This is a genomic window from Streptomyces solicavernae, assembly GCF_029968095.1.
Lineage (GTDB): Bacteria > Actinomycetota > Actinomycetes > Streptomycetales > Streptomycetaceae > Streptomyces > Streptomyces solicavernae.
On the sequence record NZ_JASCIR010000012.1, the window covers coordinates 50,655 to 70,745 of the forward strand.

The window sequence follows — 20,091 nt, forward strand, 5'->3', positions numbered from 1 at the left end:
CCCCGCCCGCGCCCGTGCCCGCGCCCGCCCCGAGGGCGGCTGCCGGGCGGCCGTCGAGGCCGATTGTCAGTGGGGCACGGCAGGATGGGGGCATGACGACAACCTCTGCCGTTCCTTCCGCTGTTCCTGCTGGTCAAGCGCCCGCCGAGGCCATCGCGCTGCCCTCCGCCACGGCCTACGCCGAGGCGGTCGGGCAGGCGGTCCGCGCTGCCGCCGCGTACTACGACAACGGCAGCTCCGCCCTGGACGACGACGCGTACGACCGACTGGTGCGCGCGATCGCCGCGTACGAGGCGGCCCACCCCGGCGAGAACCTGCCCGACTCGCCCTCGGGCAAGGTGGCCGGCGGCGCGGTCGAGGGGGACGTGCCGCACACGGTCCCGATGCTCAGCCTCGACAACGCCTTCTCCGACGAGGAGTTCACCGCCTGGGCCGCCTCCCTGGAGCGCAGGATCGCCCGGCCGGTCGCGTCCTGGAACGTCCAGCCGAAGCTGGACGGCCTCGCGATCGCCGCCCGGTACCGGCAGGGCCGCCTCACCCAACTGGTCACCCGTGGCGACGGCACAGCCGGGGAGGACGTCTCGCACGCCATCGGCACCATAGAGGGGCTGCCCGCCGAGCTGACCGAACCCGCCACCGTCGAGGTGCGCGGCGAAGTCCTCATGACGACCGCCCAGTTCGAGTACGCCAACGAGGTGCGCACCCAGCACGGCGGGGACCCGTTCGCCAACCCGCGCAACGCCGCCGCAGGCACCCTGCGCGCCAAGGACCGCGCGTACACCGTCCCCATGACGTTCTTCGGGTACGGCCTGCTTCCGCTGCCCGGCACCGGCGACGGCCTCGCCGCCGAGCTCGCCGACTCCGCGCACGGCGCCCTGATGGACCGGGCCGTGCGGTACGGCGTCAACACCCCGGCGAGCACGCAGGTGCCGGGCACGGTCGTCAGCACGGTCGACGAGGTCCTGGCACGCGTGCGGGAGATCGGTGCGCTGCGCGCCCAACTCCCCTTCGGCATCGACGGCATCGTCATCAAGGCCGACCTCGCCGCCGACCAGCAGGCGGCCGGGGAAGGCTCCCGCGCCCCGCGCTGGGCCCTCGCCTTCAAGCTCCCCGCCGTGGAGAAGATCACCAAGCTGATTGACGTGGAGTGGAACGTCGGCCGCACCGGCATCATCGCGCCCCGAGCGGTCCTCGAACCCGTCGACATCGACGGCTCCACGGTCACGTACGCCACCTTGCACAACCCGGCCGACATCACGCGGCGCGGCCTGCGGCTCGGGGACCACGTCATGGTCTACAAGGCAGGCGACATCATCCCCCGGGTGGAGGCCCCGGTGGCCCACCTGCGGACGGGCGAGGAGCGGGAGATCGCGTTCCCCGCGGCCTGTCCGCAGTGCGGCTCGGGGATCGACACCGGCGAGCAGCGGTGGCGCTGCGAGCGCGGCCGCAACTGCCACCTGGTCGCCTCCGTCGCGTACGCGGCCGGGCGCGACCAGCTCGACATCGAGGGCCTCGGCCACTCCCGGGTGGTGCAACTCGTCGAAGCGGGGCTGGTCTCCGCGCTCCCGGACCTGTTCGACCGCCTGACCCGGGACGACCTGCTCGGCCTGGAACGGATGGGGGAGACCAGCACCGACAACCTCCTCGCCGCCCTGGACGCAGCCAAGCGGCAGCCGTTGTCGCGGGTGCTGTGCGCCCTCGGCATCCGGGGCACGGGACGCTCGATGTCGCGCCGCATCGCCCGCCACTTCGCCACGATGGAGCTGATCCGCGCGGCGGACGCGGAGGCGATGCAGCAGGTCGAGGGCATCGGCGGGGAGAAGGCCCCGGTGATCGTCGCCGAACTGGCCGAGCTCGGCGACCAGATCGACCGGCTCGCGGCGGCCGGCCTGTCCATGACGGAGCCCGGCGCCACACCGCCCGCACCGGCCACCGAGCCCGACGCGACAGATGCGAGCGAGAAGTCACAACCTTCTGCCGCCTCAGGCCCGTTGGCGGGCATGAAGGTCGTGGTGACCGGTGCGATGACCGGCCCACTGGAGAAGCTCTCCCGCAACGAGATGAACGAACTCGTCGAGCGAGCCGGAGGCAAGGCGTCGGGCAGCGTGTCGAAGAACACCAGCCTGGTCGTCGCGGGCGAGGGCGCGGGCTCGAAGCGCACGAAGGCCGAAACCCTGGGGATACGCCTGGTCGCGCCGGACGAATTCGCGGCGCTGGTGGGCGAGTTCATACGGTGACGGGCCCGCCGGCTTCAGGGTGACGGCGAGCCCGGCCCCGCCGGGGTGCGCGGGGCCGGGCCGGGGTCAGGCGGGGTGCGCTGGGCCGGGCCGGGGTCAGGCGGGATCGATCCGGGACACGCTTCCACCGAGGTCGAGGACGTACAGCTCACCGTCGCCGTCCTGCGCGAACGAGACGACCTCGCCGCCGTTGACCCCGAGGTCGTGCTCGCCGGTCACCTTGCCGTTCTCGATCTCCAGCGAGCGCAGGGTGCCGTCGCAGTAGTCGCTGAACACGTAATGTCCCTGAAGCCCCGGGACCTTGTCGCCCCGGTAGACGTAGCCGCCGGTCACCGAGCAGCCGAGGCCGTTGCGGTCGTACTCGTGGATCGGCGGGACATGGTTCGCGGGCTCGGTGCCGCCCCGGAAGGGATGGTTGCCCTCCATCGCGGACCAGCCGTAGTTCTCGCCGCCCTTGCTGTCGGCCGGAGCCCAGTCGATCTCCTCCCAGGCGCTCTGGCCGACGTCACCGATCAGCAGATCGCCCGTACCCGAGTCGAAGGAGAACTTCCATGGGTTGCGCAGCCCGTACGCCCAGATCTCGTCCCTCGCCTCCGGATCGTCGACGAACGGGTTGTCCGCGGGCACGGCGTACGGGTCGCCGCCGCTCGGGTCGATCCGCAGCAGCTTGCCGAGGAGGGTGCCGAGGTTCTGTCCGTTGCCGTGCGGGTCCCCGCCGGAGCCGCCGTCGCCGAGCGCGATGTACAGATAGCCGTCGGGGCCGAACCTGATGTCGCCGCCGTTGTGGTTCGCGTACGGCTGCGTCTGGGTGAGGACGGTGCGCCGGGTGCCGGGCTGCAGCTTGCCGTCCTCGACGGCGAACTCGTCGACGGTGCTGGTGCCTTCGCGGTCGGTGAACGAGATGTAGAAGTGGCTGAAGTCCTGGTCGAAGGCGATGCCGAGGAGGCCGCGCTCGCCGTCGGTGGTGGTCTCGCCGGAGATGTCGAGGACGGGTTCGCCGAGGCCCTGGTCACCCAGGACCCGTACGGTTCCGGCGCGTTCGGCGATCCAGACGGCGCCACCGGGACCGGCGGTTCCTGCGGACGGATTCTTGGCGGTGGCCACTTCCTTGAGCGCGACTTGCGGGGCCTGCGGGGCCTGTGCGGCTCGGGCCGCGTGTGCGGCCTGGGCGGTGGTCCGTGCGCGGGCGGTGCCGGTGTCGGCCTCCTCGGCGGAGGCCGTGGCGAGGGCGAGGGAGGCGATGAGGCAGACGGCGGCGGTGCCGACGACGGCCGAGCTTCTGGTGCGTAAGTTCACCGTGGCCCTCCTAGGGGCGGCGAAGGGCGAGGTCGCACAGTGCAGGGCACGGGCGCCGATCTGCGCTCCGCTGTGCCCGCGGCGACACTCGACCGGGGTGGGGGGATGGTGTGTCACGGATGGTGTGTCACTGGCTACGGCTGAGGATACGGAGACGTCGGCGGCTGGCATAGACCAATGCCGGGATTCCTCCCCGAATGGCGGCTGCCGGCCCCTCGGCCCCCGGCGGGTCCGCCCTCGGCCGCTCAGGCCCGAGCTGCCGTGTTTCGGGCAGGCCCGAAACATCCCCGCGGCCTCTGGTTGACCGGGGGACTGGTCCGTCAAGCTGCCTGGGCAACGAGGAAAACGGGTCTGGAACGATCATCCATGTTCAAACGGGGAGGAACTGATGGCACGTGTCCGCCTGGCGACCGCAGCGGCATCACTCACGCTGGCTACCGGGTCGCTCGTTCTCGCACCTGCTGCTGCAACTGCGGCCGAGCAGGCACCTACCGGAGGATGCTGGAACTGGGGATGCGAGGGGAAGAACCCCGCCGCCTACTGCGGCGGTGACGCACGTACCGTTGACAGTGCGCGTCTCGGCGGCAGCAATGGCGCCCTGCTGGAGCTGCGCTACAGCCCTTCGTGCGAGGCGATCTGGGCCCGGCTGTCCGACGCCCCCTTCGACGAGAACAACGCGAAGGCCGGAGACGCGCAGATCCAGCGCAATGGCTCCAGCAAGGACTACTGGTGCCAGGTTCCGGTCAACGGCTCGTCCTGCTACACGGAGATGCTCGCGGATCACAACATGACCGCGTATGCGTGGGCCGACTACGACACCTCGGTCTACTACTACAAGGGCCGCACCGGCTCCTACTGACCGACAGCATCACGACAACGCCTGCCCCTGAGGCCCCGAGGCCCCGAGGCCCCGGGGCGGGCGTTGCCGTGTGTCCGTCCCGGGCTGTTCGTCAGCGCCGCCGAGGACCGCCCGCCCCGCTCACCGCATGTCCACCGGCCGCTCCTTCCCCGCGAACGGGAAGCGGGCGCGGAAGTCGTCCGCCGCGTCCTCAAGCGTGCAGAAACTGACGCCCTCGTGGCCCGAGACGTACTCGATGAACCGCTCCAGCATCAGCAGCACCTGCGGGCGGCCGGAGACGTCCGGGTGCAGCGTGACGGGGATGACCGCGTAGTCCAACTCCCGGTGCACCCAGTCGAACTGGTCCTTCCAGTCCTGCTCCAGGGCGCGCGGGCTGACGTAGCCGTGGCTGTTGTGGGAGTGCTTGTTGAACATCATCGGCGGCAGGTCGTCCACGTACCAGTTGCCGCAGAACTCCACCAGGTCCACCTCGTGGCCGTGGACCAGGGGCTTCATCCAGTCCGCCGCGTCCTTGGTGTAGTCGATCTTCGTCCAGCTGTCGCCGACGCGGGCGTAGAACGGGGTGAAGTCCCGGTAGTTCTGGGAGTGGTCGTAGGAGAAGCCGTACTTGTGCAGCAGCGCGGCCGTCTGGGCGGACATTTCCCACCAGGGGGCGACGTAGCCGCGCGGCTTGCGGCCCGCGAAGGACTCGATCAGCTCGACGCTGCGGGCGAGGACGTCCTCCTCCTGCCGTGGGGTCATCGCGATGGGGTTCTCGTGCGAGTAGCCGTGCGCGCCGATCTCGTGACCGGCCTCGATCACCATCTCGGTCTGCGCCGGGAAGGTCTCGATGGAGTGGCCGGGGATGAACCAGGAGGTGCGGATGGAGTACCGCTCGAACAGCTTCAGCAGCCGCGGGGTGCCGACCTCGCCGGCGAAGACGCCGCGCTGGATGTCGTTGGGCGAGTCCTCACCGCCGTACGAGCCGAGCCAGCCGGCGACGGCGTCGACGTCCACGCCGAGTGCGATCTTGATGTCCTTGGCCATGTGGGGTCCTTGTCTACGTACGAATACGTACGGATACATACGAATACATACGGATATCTACGGATATCTACGGATACGTGGGATGGGGTACCAGAATCGGGTTCAGTGGGCGTCGTCGAGCGCCGCGTGGATGCGCGCGACCGCGTCGGCGACGGCCGCGGAGTCCTGCTCGCTCCACTCGCGTTCGGCCATGCTGTGCACCGAGATCCAGCCGGCCATCGCCCCGTCCCGCTCCACAGGAGCGAGCAGCTGCGCGTGCACCCCGTACACGTCGACCAACGCCTGCGGCGGCTGCGGATCGGTGCGGAAGTGCGGCTGTACGAGCGGCCTGCGGTGCTGCTCCAGCCACTCCACGGTGTTGAGGCGGCGCTGGTCCAGCGAGGCGTCGCGGCGGATGGAGCGGATGCCGTCGCCCAGCGCCTCCCCGGCGGTGAGGTCCACGGTGAGGCCGTGCCCGGGCAGGTCGACGCGGAACGTGGTGCGGTCCGCGCCGGTGGCCCCGCGCAGCTCGGTCAGGGCCCGCTGGATGCGGGCGCGCAGGCTGCCGGAGCGCAGCAGGTCGCCGTGGCCGGGCAGCGCCGGGTGTGCGTCCGCCAGGTCGAGGGCCTGCCAGAGGGTGGCGGCGACCGAGTCGAACACCGGGATTCCCAGGGCGGGTTCGAGCTCGGCGGCGGGCCGGGCCCCGTACACGTTGGTGCAGACGACGGCGACGGCGTGCGCGTCCCCGGCGGCGCCCCCCGCGGTGTCCCCGGCGGCTGCCGCGGCCTCGATCTGCCGGGCGACGTCCCGCTCCGGGACCCGCGCGAACGCCTCGTTCTCGCTGATGCCGAGCGGCTCGGCGAGCGTGCAGGCCACGCCCTCCTTCGCGTACGTCCGCACGATCCGCTCGGCGACGTCCCGCGTGTACGGCACCGCGAGCCCGAGGCTGCTCACGCCGTACGCGGCGCAGGCGCCGAGCAGCGCGAGGGTGGACGTGGTGGCGGGGACGCCGGTCTCGGCGGTGATCGACTCGCACAGCGCGCGGTCGCGGTCGACGCCGAGCCACGAGCCGGAGGTGCCGTTCCAGGCGATGACGTCGACCTGCGCGTCGGCGAGCTGCAGCGCGGCCGCGAGCATGGGCGCCGGGTCGAACTGCGCGTCGGACCCGGAGTCGAGGGCGATCCTGGTGACCGGCACCCGGGCGAAGTGCGCCGTGGCCGTGGCCGTGGCCGTGGCCGTAGCCGCGGCCTCGCCGGAGCCGGTGCCCGAGCGCGTGCCCGTGCCCTTGCCCGTTCCCGCGGTGGAGCCGTGCAGCAGGTCGTTTCCCGTGCCCGTGGCGGAGCCGTGCAGCAGGTCGTAAGTGACCGGTTCCAGGCAGGTGTTGGAGGACGGGGTGAGCATCCCGATACGGACGGAACTCATCGGACGGACAGCCTCCTGCTGTAGTCGAGGACGAGGGACGAGGCGGTGAAGAGGAGACCGGCGCCGACGAAGTAGAGCAGCGCCCAGGTGTACGAGCCGGTGCCGCCGACGATGAAGCCGACCGCGATCGGCGTCACGATGCCCGCGATGTTCCCGGCGAGATTCATCGCACCGCCCATCACCCCGGCGTTGGCGCGCCCGCCGAGCAGCGACGGAAGGGACCAGTACAGGCCCGCCCAGCGCAGGAAGAACAGCACGCCGGAGAGCAGCAGTACGGCGGTCAGCGCGTCCGGCACCAGGACCACGCCGAGCAGCCCGCCGACGACGGCCGCGCCCGCGGTGCCCATCAGGGTCCGCAGGACGCGGTTGGCGCCCGCGCCCCGGGACCGCCAGTGGTCGGCCAGCCAGCCGCCGATGAGCTCGCCGACGAAGCCCGCGCCGAAGATGACGAGCGTGGACCAGCCGATGGCGGCGATGTCGAAGCCCTTGGTCTCGGAGAGATACAGCGGGCCCCAGGTGAGCAGCCCGTAGAAGACCCCGTTGAAGCCCATCCAGCCCAGGCACATCGCCCAGAACGAGCGGTACTTGAGGTACGGGCGCAGGCCGGTGCGCTCGTCCGTGGCGTCCGCCTCGGCGTCCTCCTCGGCGTGTGCGCGCTCGATGTACGCGGCCTCCGCCTCGTTGACGGCGGGGTGCTCGCGCGGGGTGTCGCGTACGTACCAGTAGGCGAGCAGGCCCACCACGACGGTGGCGACGCCCGCGATGACGAAGCTGGTGCGCCAGCTTCCCGTCAGGCCGATCAGGGCGGAGATGATGATGCCGCCGAGTGCGGCGCCGAGCGGTGCGCCGCCGTCGAGGAGGACGGCGCCGCGGCCGCGCTCCTTCGCGGGCAGCCACTGGGCGTTGAGCTTGCCGCCGGCGGGCATGACGGGCGCTTCGACGGCGCCGAGCAGCAGCCGGTAGCCGAGCAGCGAGCCGACGCCGGTCGCGGCGGCGGTGACGCCCTGGGCGACGCCCCAGCCGACGCAGGCCCCGGAGGCCATCAGGCGCGGGCCGAACCGGTCGATGAGCCAGCCGCCGGGGATCTGCATCAGGGCGTACGTCCAGAAGAACGCGCTGAGCACAAAGCCGGTGGTCTCCTTGCTGAGCCCCAGATCCTCGGTGATCAGGGGCAGGGCCACGGAAACGGAGCCGCGGTCGATGTAGTTGAGCGAGACCACGCCGAGCAGCAGGACGAACATCTTCCAACGGACCCGGCTCGGCCGGTCCTTCGCGGTCCGTCTGTCGGCGGTGGTGGACTGTGGGGCCGTGCGTGAACTCATGGCATACCCTCAATTCGGGCAGGGGCAGGGAGAGGCTGCAGGCAGGGGTGAGGCAGAGATGACGCGCCGATGACCTGGGGGTTTCCCGTTATGGCATACCAAAAAGTAGGGGCGCTCCGCTGGGGCGTCAAGAGTTTGGTATACCGTAAGTGGAAGATCTTTTACGGGGACGCACACGAGGGCGCACACGAGGACGTACACGAGGACGTACACGGGGGCGTACACGGGGAGGAAACGTGACTCAGGACGGATCGCAGCCGGCAGCCAGGCGGCCCGCATCCCTCACCAGGACGGCCTGGCTGCGCGACCAGGTCTGCGAGGAGCTGCGCGACCGCATCATCACCGGCCGGCTCGGCCCCGGCGACCGGCTCGTGGAGCGCGATCTGGCCGAGGAGTTCAGCGTCTCCCGCGTGCCCGTGCGCGAGGCGATCCGCATCCTGCTCGCCGAGGGGTTCCTCACCGCGGCGTCGCCGCGCCGGATCGTCGTCAAGGGGTACGACCGCAAGGACGTGGAGAACCTTTTCGACCTCCGCGAGGCCCTGGAGGTCCTTGCGGTCCGCCGCGCCGCCGAACGCTGCGACGCGGCCGGACTCGCCGTCCTGAAACGCCTGTTGGAGAACGCCCGCCGGGCGACGCTCTCCGGCAGGCCCGACCGCATCTCCCGCGCCAACGCGGCGTTTCACCACCAGATCATGGAGCTCGCCGACAACGAACTCCTCGCCTCCACGGTCGAACCTCTGGAGGGCCGGCTCCGCTGGCTGTTCCAGCAGGTCGACGAGCCGGGCGCGCTCTGGGAGGAGCACAACTCCCTCTACCGCGCGATCGCTTCGGGCGACGCGGACGCCTCGGCGGAGGCGTCACTGCGTCATGTACGCCACTACCGGGCGGTGGCGTTGGGGATGCTGTTCGGGGAGGGGGAAGGGTAGGGGGGCAGGGGTAGGGGGGCAGGGGCAGGTGAAGCCCCTGCTCACGCCTTGAACGCGTCCCGAACGCCCCCGGAAGCGCCCCCGGAACCGCCCCCGGAACCGCGCCCGGGTGCCCCGGAACCGCGCCCGGGTGCCCCGGAACCGCCCCGAACGCCGCTGAACTCCGACTGGACTCCCGCGTACGGAAACCTCTGCGGCAAGCATTGACAACCTTGCGCAATCCTTCGCAGGATAGGCGCCACCGGTCACCGATGACCGGCCGCGTCCCGGCGCTTCGCCGGGGCAACTGCACTCCGGAGGTGGACCGTTGGCGGCAACGCTCACCGATGTGGCCAAGTGCGCCGAGGTCGCCCTGTCGACCGCGTCCCGCGCCTTCAGCGACCCGGGCCGGCTCGGCCCCGCGACCCTCCGCAAGGTCCTGTCCGCGGCACAGGAACTCGGCTACGCACCGCCGGCCGCCCGCCAGGCCGCGCCGGAACCGGCGGGCGCGACCGTCGCCGTCGTCGTCCCCGACATCGCCCACCCGTTGTTCGGCGTGTTCGTCAAGGCCGCCCAGGCCGCCGGACGTGGCCGCCGTACGACCGTCGTCCTCGCCGACACCGACTTCCGGCCCGAGCGGGAGCGCGAGGTCATCGCCCAACTCCGCGACCGGGCCGACGGGTTGCTGCTCTGCACCCCCTGGCTGGAGACCGACGAACTGCTCGGTCTGTGCGGCGCCACCCCGGTCGTGCTCGTCAACCGCGAGGCGCCCGGCACGGCCTGCGTGCTCACCGACACCGCGGACGGGCTGCGGCAGGCCTGCGAGCACCTGGCCGCGCTCGGCCACCGCCGGCTCGCGTACGTACAGGGTGAGCGCCGCTCCCGGCTCAACCGGGAACGCCTCGAACAGGCCCGCACCGCCGCGAAGGAAGCCGGTCTCGCACTCCTCCCGCTCGGCTGGCAGGCCCAGACGTACGAGGGCGGGAAGGCCGCCGCGGCCGGGGTCCTCGCCACCGGGGCGAGCGCGGTCCTCACCCACAACGACCCGATGGCGCTCGGCGTCGTCGCGGGCGCCCGCGCGCTCGGCGCCCGCGTGCCCGAGGACCTGAGCGTCGTCGGCGTGGACGGCATCCCCTTCGCGGAACTCGCCCAGCCCGCGTTGACCACCGTCGCGGTGCCGCTGCGGGAGGCCGGCGGCGCGGCGCTCGACCTGCTCGAACTGTCCCTCGGCGGAGCCCCGGCCACCCCGCGCACCGTCACCCTTCCCACTCAGCTCGTCGTACGCGACACCACCGGGCCCGCCCCCGCTCCGCGGGCCTGAGCTGCCGGACCCCGGGCGTCAAGCACACCAGCCACGGCTGGTCACGGCCGGTCACCGTCGGTCATCGTCGGTCACCGCCGCCACCACCAGCCGCCGCCGGACGTCCCCGGCAAGCTCGGCAACCCTCGGCAACATCCCGCAAGCCCCGCTCAGAAGGGCCTTACCCGTGAACACTCGTGCCCTGCGCGTCGTCATGGCCGACGCCAGCATCAAGCCCCAGCGCGAACGTCTCGAAGCGCAACTCCCCGAGGGGACCGTCACCGACTGGCCCGACCCCCGCGACCCCGCCGCCGTCGAGGCCGCCGTCGCCGACGCCGACGTGCTGGTCTCCGGGCAGTGCCCCGCCCCGATCGCCACCGCGGGCAAGCGGCTGCGCCTGGTGCACGCCGCGGGTGCGGGCACCGACCGGATCGACGTCGCCGCCCTGCCGCCCGGCACGGTCGTCGCCAACACGCACCACCACGAGGAGTCCATCGCCGAGTACGCCGTCGCCTCCGCCGTCCTGCTGCACCGCGGCTTCCTCGCCCAGGACGCCGCCCTGCGCCGCGACACCTGGGACAGCCCCGCCTACGACCCCACCGCCGCCTGGCGGGACTCCCTGGCCGGGTCCACCGTCGGCTTCGTCGGCTTCGGGCACATCGGGCGCACCGCCTGGCAGCGCTTCGCCGCGTTCGGCACCCGCGGCATCGCCGTGACCGGCAGCGGCTCGACGGACGCCGCCGCCGAGGGCCTGGCCTGGGCGGGCCGCACCGACACCCGGCTCCCCGCGCTCCTCGCGGAGTCGGACACCGTCGTCGTCTCCGCCCCGCACACCCCGGCGACCACCGGCCTCATCGGCGCCGCCGCACTGGCCCGGATGAAGCCGACCGCCGTCCTCGTCAACGTCGGCCGCGGCCCCGTCGTCGACCAGCACGCCCTCCACGACGCGCTGCGCGAGCGGACCATCGGCGCCGCCGCGATCGACGTCTGGTACCAGTACCCGGCCGCCGGCCACCACGGCGCCCCCGCCGCGCACCCGTTCCACGCGCTGGACAACGTCCTGATGACCCCGCACTCCTCCGCCCTCACCCGGCAGACCTTCCAGCGTCGTGCGGACGACATCGCGGCCAACATCCGCCGCCTCGCCGCGGGCGAGCAGCTCCAGCGCGTGGTCACGGTCACCCCCGCCTGACCCACCCCCCGGCATCCCCGCCCATCACCCCGGCATCACCCCGGCATCACCCCGGCATCCCCCGGCATTCCCCCCGACATCCCCGTCACCCACCCGAGGAAGTGTGGCCCGTGACCTCCAACTCTCCATCCGGCAAGGCCCCTTCGCCGCGCAGAGCCGCCTGGGCCGGATTCATCGGCACCGCTCTGGAGCAGTACGACTTCGTCATCTACGGCACCGCGTCGGCCCTGGTGTTCAGCAAGCTGTTCTTCCCCAACGTCTCGCCCGCCGTCGGCATCCTCGCCAGCTTCTCCACGTACGCCGTCGGCTTCGCCGCGCGCCCCCTCGGCGGGCTGTTCTTCTCCCGCTACGGCGACCGCCTCGGCCGCAAGTGGGTCCTGGTGATGACGCTGCTCCTGATGGGCGGCTCGACGCTGGCCATCGGATTCCTGCCCACGTACGAGCACGTCGGCCTCCTCGCCCCCGTACTGCTGCTCCTGTGCCGCATGGCCCAGGGCCTCGGCGCCGGAGCGGAGCAGTCCGGCGGCGCCACCCTGCTGACGGAGACGGCACGGCCCGGACGGCGCGGCCGCACCGCCTCGCTCGTCATGTCCGGGGCGGCGCTCGGCACCGCGCTCGGGGCCGTCGCCTGGATCCTCGTCCAGCTCCTGCCGCACGACGCGCTGATGAGCTGGGGCTGGCGCCTGGTCTTCGCCAGCAGCCTGCTCGTCACGGTCACCGCGCTCGTCCTGCGGCGCAAGCTCCGGGAGAGCCCCGTCTTCGAGGAGATCAAGGAGGAACGGGAGGATCCGCCGGCCCCCGTCAAGGAGGTCTTCACGCGCGGGCGCAAGCCGCTGCTCCTGGTCATCCTCATGAACGTCGGCTCCAACGCCCAGTCGTACACCTTCCAGGTCTTCATGGCGTCCTACCTGATCACCACGGTCGGCGTCGCCGAGGACTTCCCGCCCAAGGCCCTGCTGCTCGGGGCGCTCTGCGGATCCGCCGCGGCGTTCGGCTTCGGGGCCCTGTCCGACCGGGTCGGCCGCCGGCCCGTGTACGCGACGATCATGGCCAGCCTCGTGGTGCTGCCCGTGCCCGCCTTCCTCGCCCTCAACACCGGCTCCGCCCTGGCCATCACGCTCGTCATCTGCCTGGGCTTCGTGCTTCCGGCGTACGGTGCGGTCGGCGTGCAGACCAGCTACTTCCCGGAGCTCTTCGGCAGCCGCTACCGCTACGCCGGTGTCACGATGGGCCGCGAGATCTCCGCCGTGCTCGGCGGCGGTATCGCCCCGCTCGTCGCGGCCGCCCTGCAGACCGCGTTCGGCGGCTCGTGGATCCCGATCGCCGCCTACATGATGCTCGTCGCCGCGATCAGCACCTGGGCCGCGGTCCGGTCCCCGGAGACCCTCGACCGTGACCTGACCGACCCGCGGGACGCCACCGACAGTACGGCAGCCCTCCCCTCGCTCCGGCCGGGCGCCGACGCCGTCCCGGCCCAGCCGTCCGGCGCCGGGACCCGCACCTCCGGGACCCGCACCTCCGGGACCCGCACCTCCGGGACCGGTACGTCCGGAACCAGCACCTCCGAGACCCGCACCAAGGCCTGACCCCGGGGCACCCCCCTCGTACGGCACCGGGCCGGCTGCGCGCATTCGACAGATGCACGTAGTCGGCCGCCCGTTTTTGTACACGCCGACGAATCGGAGCCCCCTGGCCTGCTGCTAGAAAGAAACCCGTCAGAAAGAATCCCGCCAGTAAAATCCCGCTTCACCACGCCCCGGCCGCGCTCCTCACCCCGTGAGCGCGAGCGACCGGGGCGCGCGCACACCCGGACCGAACCGGGCGGCGCCGAAGCGTATGCGCCAGCCTCGACCAGGCACTGCCGCGCCTTCCGGAGCAAGGGGCGCCGGGGATCTCCCCCTCGGCCCCCGATGTCGTAGAGAGGCCGACAGCTTGAGCCCGCAGATAACCAGAGCCGCCCGGGACCGGCGCGGCGAACCGCGTTCGCACGTCCCCGCCACCGGCCGCAACGTCGTGATCATCGAGGACGACGAGACCCTGGGCCGCTCCGCCGCGGCCTGCATCGAACGCTGGGGCAGCACCGCGCACCGCCTGCCGCGCCCCGACGACGACGCCCTGCGACGGCAGCTGAGCGGCCCCGTCGACAGCGTCGCCATCGTGTCCCGCGACGACATGGTCGCCCTGCGCTACGCCCTCCTCGCCGAACACCTCAAGCCCGGCGTCCGCCTGGTCGTGACGATCTTCGACCGTACGGTCGCCGAGGAGGTCTCCCGTACCGTCCCCAACTGCACGGCGCTGAGCATGACCGACGCGATCCTGCCCAGCCTCCTCGCGAACTGCCTCGCCCCGCAGTACGCGATGCTGCAGCCCGTCGGCGACGACCTGGTGGGCGTACGGCGGGAGGGCGTCACCACCAACGTCGAGCACCTGCCGCGCCGCGCGCTGGCCACCGCGCCCGAGCCGCACCGGCGCAGCCCGCTCGGCACCTGGTTCCGCTCCCTCGGCACCTCCGCGAAGGCGCTGGTAGCGAGCCTGCTCGCGCTGCTGCTCGCGTTCTCAGTGGACGTGGCGCTCGGCGTCCTCGTCCTGCACGAGCACTGGACCGAGGCCGTCTGGAACGCGGCCCGTACGCTCACCACGATCGGCTCCTCGCACGCCGCCGAGCACGGGCCCGGCTGGTACAAGGTGTTCTCCGCGGCCTCGATGATCGGCGTCCTGGCCCTGGCGGCCGTGTTCACCGCGGGCGTCGTCGACCGGTTCACCGGCCACCGCATGACCAGCATTCTCGGCGCCCGCTCCATCCCGCGCCGCAACCACGTCATCGTCGTCGGCCTCGGCCAGGTCGGGCTTCGGCTCTCGGCGCGGCTGCGGGACCTCGGCGTGAAGGTCGTCGCCGTCGAACGCAACCGTCAGGCCGCGTGCCTGCCGCTGGCCCGCTCCCTCGACATCCCCGTCGTCATCGGCCGCGGCGGCGACCGGTTCCTCCTGGAACGTCTCTCCGTACGACGCGCCCGCGCGCTGGCCGCGGTCGCCTCGGACGGCCTGGAGAACATCGCCGTCGCCGTCGCCACGCGCGCGGTGGCGGGCGATCAGCGCATCGTGCTGCGCGCGGGCGGCGACGCGGTCACGACGGAGTCGCAGTCGCTGTTCCGCATCGGCGCGGTGTGCGACTTCCCGCTGATCGTCAGCACGTTCGTCGCGGCAACGGTCCTGGACGCGGAGCTGCGCAGCGTGTTCGTGGCGGACGGCCGCACGTGCGCGCTGTTCGCGGACGACCGCGTACTGGACCTGGCCACGTGGAACGCACCCTGAGCACGGGGTCCAGGCGTTGCGCAGCCGACGCGTCTTCCTACCCTGCCCCGCCCCGCACCGCCCCCGAGTCGCCCGTGCCGCCCCAACTCCCGCTCGGTGGCGGCCAGTTCCTCCGGAGTACCCCCGGAAGGCGGGGCCGCAGTGGGGTGGGAGACGGTCCAGGGGTGCAGCCGGCGCAGCAGCGGTTCGGCGTGCGCGACCCGGACCAGGTGGGCGAACGGCCGCAGTAGCGGAGGCCCGCGGCCCCCGCCGCGCCCCAAAGCACCGCCGAAACCGCACCGGCCCGCACGCCCGCCACTCCCATCGGCGAAGATGGACGCGTCCGCCCGCCCCAGCAGCGAGGAGCACGCGCGCAGATGGCCAGTTCCGGCTCCACCCCGAGGCCGCCGACGATCGCCGACGTCGCGCGGGTCGCCGGGGTCTCGCGTACGACCGTGTCGCACGCGCTCAACGACCTCGGCAAGGTCGACCCCCGGACGCGGGAGCGGATCAAGCAGGTCGCGGCCGAGCTCGGCTACCGGCCCAACCTGCGTGCGCAGCGGCTGCGGAGGGGGCAGGCGAAGGCCATCGCGCTCGCCTCGTCCATGCCGTTCGCGGTCGCCGGCGGGCCCTCGCGGCTCGGGTTCTACATGGAGGTCGCGGCCGCCGCCGCGGAGAGCGCGCTGCTGCACGACTACGCCCTCGTCCTCGTACCGCCGGTGCAGTCCGGCTCCGCGCTGTACTCCGTGGACATCGACGGCGCCATCGTCGTCGAACCCGACGTGCAGGACGCCGCCGCCGCCCAACTGCGCGAGCGCGGCCTGCCGTACGTGGCGCTCGGGCGGCCGGTGGCACCCGACGAGGACGCCCCGTACGTCGACCTGCACGGCGGGCTCGTCGCCGAGCTGCTCCTGGCCCACCTGCACGAACAGGGCGCCCGGCGACCGGCGTTGATGGTCGGCGCAGGCTCCCGGCACTCGACCGTCGACGCGCTCGCCGCGTACGGGCGCAGCTCCGCCGAGCACGGCTGGGAGCCGATCGTGGCCAAGGTCCCGGAGTCCGGCGGCGAGCAGGCGGGCTACGAGCAGTGCGCCGCGCTGCTCGCCGAACACCCCGGCATCGACGCGGTCTGCGCCCTCGTGGACGCCTTCGCGGTGGGCGCCGTCCGGGCCGTCACGGACAGCGGGCGCCGGGTGCCCGACGACGTCATGGTCGTCACCCGCTACGACGGGCTCCGCGCCCGCACCTGCGAACCGCCCCTGACCGCCGTCGACCTGCACCTGGACAAGGTCGCGGCCGACGCGGTGGAGCTCCTCCTCGGGCGGCTGCGCGGCGACACCGGCGCCGCCGAGGCGAGGACGGCGGCGCCCGAGCCCCGCCTGATCGCCCGGCAGTCGTCGGTCCGCAGCACGCCGCAGAGAGGCTGAGGCGGCCCCGCCCTCACACGCCCAGCATCAGCACCACCCCCGACACCAGCGCGAAGACCAGCACGAACAACCGCATCCGGCGCGCGTCCAGGCGGTGGTGCACCAGGCGGCTCAGCCACGCGCCGAGCGCGATCGCCGGCAGCAGCAGCACCGCGTCGCCGAGCTCCGCGACCTGCGCCCTGCCCGTCGCGAACAGCAGCACCAGGGACGCCACTTCCCCCACGAGGAAGCACGCGGCCACCGTCGAACGCAGTTCGGCCGGCGGCCGGTGCTGATACACCAGGGCCAGCGGCGGACCGCCCACCCCGGTCGCCGTCTCCGTGAGCCCGGTCACCGCACCCGCACCGAGGTACGCACCCTTGCCCGGCGTGAACGAGGGCGCGGCCAGGCTCGCCACCGCCGCAAGCACCGTCGCGACGCCCACGAACAGGCCCAGGCTGCGCTCCGGGATCAGCCACAGCAGCGCAAGCCCGGCCGGGGTCGCCGCGAGCCGCGCACCCGTGATCCAGCCCGCGCCGCGCAGATCGAGCGAGGCCCGCTCACGCCACGCGACGTACAGGTTGAGCGGGATCATCGAGGCGAGCACGAAGACCGGTACCAGAGCGGGGTCCACGATCCCGGCCACCGGCGCCACGATCAGCGCGAAGCCGAGACCGCTGCTGCCCTGGACGAACGCGGCGACCGCGACCGTGACGGCGAGCACCGCCAACGTCATGACGCTCACTGTGCCGTACCCCGCTCTCGTACGCGGGCGGCCTCCCGCGCACGGACCACCTCCCGCGCCGCCATGGACGGCGGATGCGCCCGGGTGATCTCCGCGCGGCCCACGGCCGCCCGCGCCAGCTCCGCGGCCCGCCGCACCAGTGCGGGACCGTCCCAGTCCGTGGGCCGGCCGTGCCACATCCGCAGCCGGCCGTCGACGAACACGGCGCTGATCTGGTCCCGGTTGCCGCGTCGCACCAGCTCCCACGGCAGGTCCCAGGAGAACGCCAGCTCCGGCGTCTCCACGTCGACGAGCAGGAAGTCGGCCGCAAGCCCCGCGGCGACCGTGCCCGTCACCGCGCCCAGGCCGACCGCGTCGGCACCGCCCCGGCTCGCCTGCTCCAGCCATGTCCAGCCCGCGCCGCACGAGGAGTCGCCGGTGGTCAGCCCGTACGCGAGGCGCTGCGCGAACTCGGCGGCCTCCGCGAGCCGGAAGCCGTCGCCGCGCGTGCCGTCCGTGCCGAGGCCGAAGCGGATGCCGCGCTCGGCCATGGCGGTGGCGGGCGCCACGGCGTTGCCCTTCCAGGCGCTGGCGACGGGGTTGTAGCTGATCGCCGTGCCGGTGTCGGCGAGCAGCGTCAGCTCGCGCGGCGTCAGCAACGTGGCGTGCGCGCCGAGGAGTTGAGGCCCGAGCACGCCGATGCTGTGCAGATACTCCAGCGGGCGCAGGCCGTGCCGTACGAGGGAGCGCTCCACGCCCGCGAGGTGCTCGTTGACATGGATCTGCACGACCGCCCCGGCCTCCCTGGCCAGCCGTGCCGTGCCCCGCAGGGTCGCCTCGGTGGCGGCCTCCGGGATGGAGACGGCCAGGGAGGCGTGCACGAGCCGGTCGTCGGCGTAGCGCGCGAGATGCTTCCCGGCGCCGTCGAGGACGGGCCCGCCCGGGCTGTCCGCGTCGTTGCACACCAGGCCGAGCACGCACCGCACGCCGGCGTCCCGCGCGGCCGAGGCGACGACCTCCACGTCCACATCGGCCCGCGTACCGGCGTCCGCGACGGTCGTGAACCCGCCGCGCAACGCCTCGTACGCCGCCAACTTGGCCGCCGTATAGGCCGATTCCTCGTCGAGCGCGCCTTCCAGGGGCACCCAGACCCGGCGGAAGATCTCCGAGGGCTCCCCGAAGGCGAGCGCGGAGCCGAAGCTCTGCGTGAGGTGGTGGTGCGCGTCCACGAACCCGGGCATCAGCAGGTGCCCCGGCAGTCGTACGGCCTGGAGCTGCGGGTGCGTACGAGCCAACTCCTCGGCGGGGCCGACGGCTTGGAAGCGGCCGTCGTCCACGAGGACCGCCAGGCCGTCGACGGGACCCTCGGGCAGCAGCACCGCGCCGGGGACGATCAGGAGCGGGCCGGGGGCGGAGAGGGCACTTCGGTCGGGGGCGGAGAGGGAATGCCGGTCGGGGTGGTTCATCGGTCGCTTTCTGTGCGTACGGTCGACAGGCGGGCGGCGATGCCCGGCCTGACGTGGTGGAACAGGACGTTGAGGACGGCCGCGGTGAACGCGCCGACGGCGACGCCGCTCTCCAGGAGGATGCGGACGTTCGGCGGGAAGCCCCCGTACACGCCGGGCACGAGGATCGGCAGCAGGCCGAGGGCGAGCGCGACGGCGCAGATGAACGTCGAGGTGTGCCGGTCGAGGTCGCTGCGGCCGAGCATCTGGATGCCGAGCACGGTGATCACGGCGAACACGACCATGGCGGTGCCGCCCACGACCGCGGACGGGATCACGCTGATGGCGTGCGTCACCGGCGCCAGGAACCCGATGACGATGAGCACCGCGCCGGCCGCGGCGGTGACGAAGCGGCTGCGTACGCCCGTGACGCGGACGATACCGATGTTCTCGCCGCTGGTGACGATCAGCGGGAGGCCGAAGAACCCGCCGAAGAGGCTGGTCAGCGCGTCGCCCCTGACCGTCTTCGGCACGTCGGTGCGCCGGTCGATCTTCTTGCCGACGGCCTCGGCGTTGATCACGGTCTGGCCGGTGGCCTCGGCCATGGAGGCCAGGCTGTAGAGCATCAGCGGCAGCGCGGCGACAAGGTTGAACTGCGGCGAGCCGAACGGCATCAGCTGCGGCAGGTTCACCAGACCGCCGCCGCCCGCCTGCCCGAAGTCGACGGCACCGACCGCGGCCGCGAGCGCGGTACCGGCCAACAGGCCCAGCATCACCGCGAGTTGGCGTACGACACCGGAGAACAGGAGGTAGAACGCGACGGTGAAACCGATGGTCGCCAGGCCGAGCCCGAGGTTGCCGGGATCGGCGAAGCCGGGCGTGCCGGGGCGCCCGGTGACGAGGACCGCGCCCACCTTTACCAGATTCACCCCGACGATCACGATCATCGTGCCGATGACCAGGGCGGGGAAGAACTTGAGCAGCCGCGAGAACACGGGCAGGACCACGAAGCAGAACAGCGCCGTCAGGACGACCGCGCCGGTGGCGGTGCGCAGCCCGTGCTGCTCGGCGATCGCGAGGAACAGGATGAGCGGCGCCCCGCCCGGCAGCATCACGAACGGCAGCCGCGGCCCGAACTTCCACGGCCCGAGCGACTGGATCAGCGACCCGACGCCGGACAGCACGAAGGCCGCGGAGAGCAGATCGACGGTGAGCCCGGCGTCCAGGCGGAGCGTGGCGCTCATCAGGAAGATCGCCGAGATGGGCGTGGCCGCCATGACGAGCACATGCTGAATCCCGAACAGCAGGATCCGCCCGAAGGGCCGGGACTCGTCCACGGGGTGAGGGGCGTGCTTCTCCGGGCTGGGGGCGGCCGGGCTGGGGCTGGGGCTGGGGTGGGGATCAGGTGCGGAGGTGGAGCTGGGGTCGGGGGCGGAGGTGGGGTCGAGGGCGGAGGTGGTCGACGTCGCTGGTCCGGACTCGGGTGCTTCCGCGGGTCCGGGCCGACGCTGGCGGGGACTGAACACGTTCGGGCTCCGTTCGGGGGCTACGGCACGCTCGGGTTCTTCAGCCGCGATCCGGCCCTGGACGGAGAGCCAAATCGATTTGGCCAAATCGATTTGGCTGCCAGTATGGGAGGGGGGTGGGGGAGCGTCAAGGGCAGTGGAGCGTCAAGGGGAGTGCGGGA

Annotated in this window: 15 protein-coding genes; 8 read left to right on the forward strand and 7 right to left on the reverse strand. The window is 72.6% G+C overall.

What is annotated here, in order from left to right; genetic code table 11:
* The first annotated feature begins 92 nt into the window (after positions 1–92).
* Complete coding sequence (gene ligA, locus QIS99_RS16165) at positions 93–2,237, forward strand: NAD-dependent DNA ligase LigA (RefSeq protein ID WP_282514070.1); 2,145 nt, start codon at positions 93–95, stop codon at positions 2,235–2,237.
* A 96-nt stretch (positions 2,238–2,333) separates the two neighbouring features.
* Here the strand turns inward: ligA and QIS99_RS16170 are convergent, their stop codons facing one another.
* A complete protein-coding gene (locus tag QIS99_RS16170) occupies positions 2,334–3,533 on the reverse strand; it encodes a PQQ-dependent sugar dehydrogenase (RefSeq protein WP_282514071.1) in 1,200 nt (399 codons plus the stop codon).
* A gap of 388 nt (positions 3,534–3,921) precedes the next feature.
* On the opposite strand from QIS99_RS16170, the gene QIS99_RS16175 reads away from it, so the two are divergent.
* Entirely contained in the window at positions 3,922–4,392 is a 471-nt protein-coding gene (locus QIS99_RS16175) for a DUF2690 domain-containing protein (RefSeq protein ID WP_282514072.1), read from the forward strand.
* 120 nt (positions 4,393–4,512) lie between these two features.
* Here QIS99_RS16175 and QIS99_RS16180 read toward each other — a convergent pair whose 3' ends face one another.
* The 3 genes from QIS99_RS16180 to QIS99_RS16190 all read right to left on the reverse strand — a co-directional run bounded on the left by QIS99_RS16180 (position 4,513) and on the right by QIS99_RS16190 (position 8,141).
* The gene (locus QIS99_RS16180) at positions 4,513–5,418 is read right to left on the reverse strand and encodes a polysaccharide deacetylase family protein (RefSeq protein WP_282514073.1); all 906 of its coding nucleotides are present in this window, start codon (positions 5,416–5,418) and stop codon (positions 4,513–4,515) included.
* Positions 5,419–5,520: 102 nt separating this feature from the next.
* The gene (locus QIS99_RS16185) at positions 5,521–6,819 is read right to left on the reverse strand and encodes a maleate cis-trans isomerase family protein (RefSeq protein ID WP_282514074.1); all 1,299 of its coding nucleotides are present in this window, start codon (positions 6,817–6,819) and stop codon (positions 5,521–5,523) included.
* Positions 6,816–8,141 (reverse strand): MFS transporter, encoded by a 1,326-nt coding sequence (locus QIS99_RS16190; RefSeq protein ID WP_282514075.1) that lies wholly within the window; start codon positions 8,139–8,141, stop codon positions 6,816–6,818. The genes QIS99_RS16185 and QIS99_RS16190 overlap by 4 nt, the downstream gene beginning before the upstream one ends.
* 236 nt (positions 8,142–8,377) lie before the next feature.
* Here QIS99_RS16190 and QIS99_RS16195 point away from each other — a divergent pair, with 236 nt between their 5' ends.
* From QIS99_RS16195 to QIS99_RS16220, 6 genes are all read left to right on the forward strand, one after another.
* Positions 8,378–9,067, forward strand: coding sequence for a GntR family transcriptional regulator (locus QIS99_RS16195; protein ID WP_282514076.1), 690 nt, complete (start codon positions 8,378–8,380; stop codon positions 9,065–9,067).
* Positions 9,068–9,374: 307 nt separating this feature from the next.
* Entirely contained in the window at positions 9,375–10,367 is a 993-nt protein-coding gene (locus tag QIS99_RS16200) for a LacI family DNA-binding transcriptional regulator (RefSeq protein WP_282514077.1), read from the forward strand.
* A 166-nt stretch (positions 10,368–10,533) separates the two neighbouring features.
* On the forward strand, positions 10,534–11,538 hold the full coding sequence (locus QIS99_RS16205; protein WP_282514078.1) for a 2-hydroxyacid dehydrogenase: 1,005 nt from the start codon (positions 10,534–10,536) through the stop codon (positions 11,536–11,538).
* A gap of 110 nt (positions 11,539–11,648) precedes the next feature.
* Positions 11,649–13,124 carry an MFS transporter gene (locus QIS99_RS16210; protein WP_282514079.1) on the forward strand — a complete coding sequence of 492 codons (1,476 nt, stop codon included), beginning with the start codon at positions 11,649–11,651 and terminating at the stop codon, positions 13,122–13,124.
* Between the two features lie 346 nt (positions 13,125–13,470).
* Complete coding sequence (locus tag QIS99_RS16215; protein ID WP_282514080.1) at positions 13,471–14,850, forward strand: NAD-binding protein; 1,380 nt, start codon at positions 13,471–13,473, stop codon at positions 14,848–14,850.
* 356 nt (positions 14,851–15,206) lie between these two features.
* Positions 15,207–16,256, forward strand: a complete 1,050-nt coding sequence (locus QIS99_RS16220; RefSeq protein ID WP_282514081.1) for a LacI family DNA-binding transcriptional regulator — start codon at positions 15,207–15,209, stop codon at positions 16,254–16,256.
* 13 nt (positions 16,257–16,269) lie between these two features.
* On the opposite strand, the gene QIS99_RS16225 is transcribed toward QIS99_RS16220, so the two are convergent.
* Genes QIS99_RS16225 through QIS99_RS16235 form a run of 3 tightly spaced genes read right to left on the reverse strand, consistent with a single transcriptional unit; the run spans position 16,270 to position 19,741 of the window.
* Positions 16,270–16,980: a sulfite exporter TauE/SafE family protein gene (locus QIS99_RS16225; RefSeq protein WP_282514082.1), complete on the reverse strand. Its 711-nt coding sequence runs from the start codon at positions 16,978–16,980 to the stop codon at positions 16,270–16,272.
* A complete protein-coding gene (locus QIS99_RS16230; RefSeq protein ID WP_282514083.1) occupies positions 16,977–18,425 on the reverse strand; it encodes an amidohydrolase family protein in 1,449 nt (482 codons plus the stop codon). Before QIS99_RS16230 ends, QIS99_RS16225 begins: the two co-directional genes overlap by 4 nt.
* Positions 18,422–19,741, reverse strand: a complete 1,320-nt coding sequence (locus QIS99_RS16235) for a uracil-xanthine permease family protein (RefSeq protein ID WP_408909570.1) — start codon at positions 19,739–19,741, stop codon at positions 18,422–18,424. Before QIS99_RS16235 ends, QIS99_RS16230 begins: the two co-directional genes overlap by 4 nt.
* Positions 19,742–20,091: the final 350 nt, after the last annotated feature.